This is a genomic window from Candidatus Parvarchaeota archaeon (assembly GCA_016866895.1).
Lineage (GTDB): Archaea > Micrarchaeota > Micrarchaeia > Anstonellales > VGKX01 > VGKX01.
The window spans coordinates 1-4,744 of record VGKX01000097.1 but is presented as its reverse complement, the minus strand read 5'-3'; the positions used below and the strand labels follow the sequence as shown (position 1 = coordinate 4,744).

6 protein-coding genes are annotated in these 4,744 nt (G+C 48.0%); all 6 read left to right on the top strand.

The features are described from left to right. On the top strand, window positions 1-395 hold a 395-nt coding region (trpD, locus tag FJZ26_04285; GenBank protein ID MBM3229622.1), incomplete at its 5' end, for an anthranilate phosphoribosyltransferase. A 39-nt stretch (window positions 396-434) separates the two neighbouring features. Then, window positions 435-1,238, top strand: coding sequence for an indole-3-glycerol-phosphate synthase (locus tag FJZ26_04280; GenBank protein ID MBM3229621.1), 804 nt, complete (start codon window positions 435-437; stop codon window positions 1,236-1,238). A gap of 52 nt (window positions 1,239-1,290) precedes the next feature. Next, the gene (trpB, locus tag FJZ26_04275) at window positions 1,291-2,490 is read left to right on the top strand and encodes a tryptophan synthase subunit beta (GenBank protein ID MBM3229620.1); all 1,200 of its coding nucleotides are present in this window, start codon (window positions 1,291-1,293) and stop codon (window positions 2,488-2,490) included. Beyond that, the gene (trpA, locus tag FJZ26_04270) at window positions 2,388-3,302 is read left to right on the top strand and encodes a tryptophan synthase subunit alpha (protein MBM3229619.1); all 915 of its coding nucleotides are present in this window, start codon (window positions 2,388-2,390) and stop codon (window positions 3,300-3,302) included. The genes trpB and trpA overlap by 103 nt, the downstream gene beginning before the upstream one ends. Window positions 3,303-3,479: 177 nt before the next feature. Beyond that, window positions 3,480-4,286: a hypothetical protein gene (locus FJZ26_04265; protein ID MBM3229618.1), complete on the top strand. Its 807-nt coding sequence runs from the start codon at window positions 3,480-3,482 to the stop codon at window positions 4,284-4,286. Between the two features lie 33 nt (window positions 4,287-4,319). Beyond that, on the top strand, window positions 4,320-4,744 hold a 425-nt coding region (locus FJZ26_04260), incomplete at its 3' end, for a thymidylate synthase (GenBank protein MBM3229617.1).

Genomic DNA, 4,744 nt, shown 5'->3' with positions numbered 1-4,744 from the left:
CAAAGGGGCTAGGCGCTCAAAAAGCACTTTTGGTGTCAAGCGACATAGATGAAATCTCGGTGTCCGCGCCTTCGCAGGTCTATGAAATCTCAAAAGGCAAAATAACAAACTATGAAATAAACCCTGAAGACTTTGGAATAAACAAATCCGGACTTGACTCTTTAAGGGTCGCAGGGGCGGCCCAAAGCGCAACTGTCATAAATTCCGTGCTGAGCGGAAAAGAGGGCCCGGCTAGGGATATAGTTCTAATGAACTCAGCTGCAGCAATTTACGTTTCCGGTTTGGCAGCATCGCTGAAAAACGGCTTTGAAATGGCACAGGCGTCGATTGATTCGGGCAAAGCCTTTGAAAAGCTTGAGCAATTAAAGGGTTTTGGGAAAAGCATTGTGAAATAAATTTGGCTTGCAAAGTCGTATGAAAAGGCGGGGAGTAACATGGACATACTTGACAGGTTCATAGAAACTGCAAAAGAAAACATTGCAAGAGGCTACTATTCAAAATTCATTGACAAGTGCGTAAAATCAAGTCAAATAAATGACAGTGTCCGGCACTGCCAGCCATTAAGCCAGGCGCTCTCAAAGAACCGCTTTTCAATAATCTGTGAGATCAAGCACGCATCGCCTGCAGGCGAATATTCGTTTGACTACATTGATGTTGCAAAAACGGCAGCAGGCTTCAAGTCTGCAGGGGCGGATGCGATTTCCGTTGTTGTCGAGCCGCAAATTTTCAAGGGAGACCTTGGAAACGTAAGCATTGCAAGTGCAGCAAGCGGCCTTCCAACACTTTTCAAGGATTTTGTCCTGGAAAGGATACAGATTGATGCTGCAAAAGCAAGCGGCGCAAGCTGTGTTTTGCTTGTTGTCAAGGTCGCAAAAAGGGCCGGGTTTGACCTAGACCAGTACATAAGCCATGCGCACGGCCTTGGCCTTGAGGTGCTATTGGAGTGCTACGACAAAAAAGAAATGGACATTGCACTTGAGACAAAAGCCGACATTCTTGGCATTAACAACAGGGATTTGCAGACTCTTGAAGTTGACTTGAATCGGACAAAAAACATTCTTGCCGCATACGGCGGAAGCGGCAGGCTTGGAAGGAAGCTTATAAGCGAAAGCGGCATTAAGAACAGGGCAGATGCGCAGTTTGTTAAAAAGTGCGGCGCAAGTGGAGTGCTTGTCGGCACTGCACTGTGGAAGGCAAAAGACCAGAAGGCAAAAATCATGGAGCTAAAAGGGGCATGAAAATGCACAAGGGGTTTGCAAAAGCACGCAGATTCACATCGGTGAAATAATCATGGCTGGAAAAGGAAGGTTTGGGGAGTTTGGGGGGCAGTATGTCCCGCAGCTTTTGGTGCCGGTGCTGCAACAGCTTGAGGAATCCTTCAAAAGGGCAAAAGCCGACAAGCAGTTTTTGCTCCAGCTCAAGCACTTCCTTGCAGAATTTGCGGGAAGGCCGACGCCATTATACTTTGCGTCAAACCTTTCAAAACTTCTTGGCGGCAGGGCAAGGATTTATCTGAAGCGCGAGGACTTGCTGCACACCGGGGCGCACAAAATCAACAACACGCTGGGCCAGGCGCTTCTTGCCTTGTACATGGGAAAAAATAGAATCATCGCAGAAACCGGCGCAGGTCAACACGGTGTTGCATGCGCGACTGCGGCAGCGCTATTTGGCCTCAAATGCACTGTTTACATGGGCAGCGATGATGCGGCAAGGCAGAAACTCAACGTTTATCGGATGAAGCTTCTTGGTGCGCAAGTTAGGATTGTAAACTCGGGCAGCAGAACTCTTAAAGACGCAATCAACGAGGCCATGCGCGACTATGCAACCAATTTTGCAAACACGCATTACTTAATTGGCTCTGCGCTTGGGCCGCATCCGTTTCCTTCAATTGTCTCCTATTTCCAGTCCGTAATAGGAAAAGAGGCAAAGGCGCAAATGGTCAGGTGCGAAGGCAGGCTCCCCGACTGCCTTGTCGCCTGCGTTGGAGGGGGGAGCAACTCCATAGGCCTTTTCGGGCCATTCCTGAAACACAAGTCAGTCAAAATGATCGGCGTGGAGGCAGGCGGGCTTGGAATAAGCACTGGAAAGCACGCTGCACGAATCGGCGGAAATACGGTGCGCAAGGGCGTTCTCCACGGCTCTCTCTCCTATGTTTTGCAGGACCAGTTCGGGCAAATAATGGAGACACACTCAGTTTCTGCAGGCCTTGACTATCCTGCCATAGGCCCGCAGCATGCGCTTCTTGCAAGCACTGCCAGGGCAAAATATGTCAGTGTCACTGACAAGGAAGCATTAAGGGGCTTTGAGCTTCTTGCAAAAACAGAAGGCATTATCCCGGCTCTTGAAAGCGCCCATGCAATAGCATACCTTGAGAAACTTGCCAAAACATGCAAAAAAGGAAGCATCATAATTGTGAACTTGTCCGGAAGAGGAGACAAGGACGTGGAGCATGTATTGAAAATCCAAGGCGAGCTAGATGGCGGCATTTAGCGCGCCAATTCAATACACACAAATCAAACGTGCGTGATAAAATGAAATTCGTTCCTTACATTTGCTGCGGCGACCCGGATGAAGGCAATACATTCAGGCTTGCCAGGATTCTTGCCCCGCACTCGTATGCAATCGAGTTAGGCATACCATTTTCCGATCCAATCGCGGACGGGCCGACAATACAGGCAGCCTCGCAGCGTGCGCTTAAATCCGGGATGAATGTTGAAAAGGCATTTTCGCTTGCATCAAAAATAAGGGGAATCGGCCTCAAAACGCCGCTTGTTTTCATGACATACTATAACATAGTATACTCATACGGCCAGGAGAAGTTTCTAGGGAAGATGCGAAAATGCGGCGTTGTTGGATTGATTGTCCCTGACCTGCCTTACGGCCAGGACAAGACTTTTGAAAGGCTTGCAAAATCAAAAGGAATCCAGCTGATATGCCTAGTCGCCCCGAACACACCGTCCAGACTGGCAAGGCAGATGCTTAATTCAGGGAGAACTAATCTATTCACATATCTTGTTTCAGCAGCTGGCACTACTGGGTCAAAATCCCTTGCAAGCCCTGGCAGCATCGCTTTTGTGCGGAAATTAAGTGGGCTTTCCGGAAAAAAGCAAACATTGTGCGTCGGTTTTGGGATATCAAACTCTAAGCAGGCAGCCCTGTACAAGTCTGCTGGCGCCGACGGAGTGATAATCGGAAGCGAAATCATAAACATTTATTCAAAATCTTTTGGCAATGGAAAAAATGCCATGGGCAAGGCGCTTTTAAAAATCTCAACTCTTGCCAAAAACATCAGTCTTGTCTAGCTCTCCTCCTCGTTTTGGCGCGGTTCAAATCTTGCCAACGTTTTAAAGCTTTGGCTTCATATCATATTTTTATAACTCGGTTATATTTTTGTCAAGCCCTGCCAAAACGCATGCATTTTCTTGAAGCGCAAGGGTGAAGCCAAGGCACAATACGCCGGGGTTTTAGCTGTTGGTATAATGCTCTCGGAGTTCATAATTTCATTTAGGGAAAGCCTTGAGGCAATCCTTGCAGTTGCAATAATTCTTCTCTACCTGCATAAAACAGGCAACTGGAAGCATTCAAAAATTGTTTTTGCAGGTGTTCTTGGGGGGCTTGCAGTAAGCCTTGTGCTTGCATTTGGCATAACCAATGTTTTTGGCGAGGTGTGGAAGGCCAATGAGCCAATTTTTGAAGGCTCATTGATGATAATTGCAGTTGCAATGATTACCTGGTTCATTGTCTGGGCGTTCTGGCATCTCTATTCCAAGGGCGAAATAGAGGGCAGGGCCAAATCGCTTCTTGCAAGAAAGGAAACAATTGGCCTGGGCATTTTTTCATTTGTTTCAGTTGCCCGCGAGGGATTTGAGCTGGTGCTTCTGACATTTGCCTCTGCTGCTGCAAGCAGCGGGGACTGGTCACTACTGTGGATTCTGCTAGGCATCGCATCAGCGGCGCTGCTTGTAGGCGCAATCTTCATCCTTTCAAAAAACTCGGATATCCGGCCGTTTTTCCTTGCAACTAGTGTCATACTTGTGCTGTTTGCATCCGGACTGCTTTCGCATGCAGTGCACGAATTTGACGAGGCCGGCCTTCTTGATTCAGGTCCTGTGCTTTGGGACACAAGCGGATTTCTTGAAAACTCCAGTCCTGTCGGCTCAATCCTTCGTTCGCTTGTAGGGTATACTGCAAGGCCCACCATGCTTGAGGCTGTTTCATATCTTGCGTATTGCGCCTTTGGCATCCATTATATAGCAAAAAAAGCGAAAGCGCAAAACAGGGTTTAAAAACTGAAGCGTCTTAAACTTCTTGATGTCTTTATGGGAGAAACTTTCACCGATACTGAAAAGTCCGTCCTGTCAAGGTTCTGCACAAATACAGACAGGCCAATATTTGGGCTTGTCAACCTCCCGGAAGTTGTCATGGGCGCGCTTTTCTCAAGGTATTCGCGCTCAACAAAGTCGCTGCGCCGCGTGCTTCTTGACGAGTTTGTCCACAATCAGGAATCCGGGTTCGATGCAATTGTTTGCGAATCCAAAAACCAGGGCTTTTCCCAGCTTGTTGCGACAAGCAAAGCAGAGGAATTCTACGAGAGGGTGCTTGTCGGCTTTGGCGATGATTCTGTTGCAGAGCTTGGGGGCGCGCACATTGCCATTGAAGACGTTTCAAACATTGCAACAAAGGCAATCCAGGATTCCCGCATAGGCCTCTCCCCGCTTGAAAAGTCAACAAGGTATGTTTATTT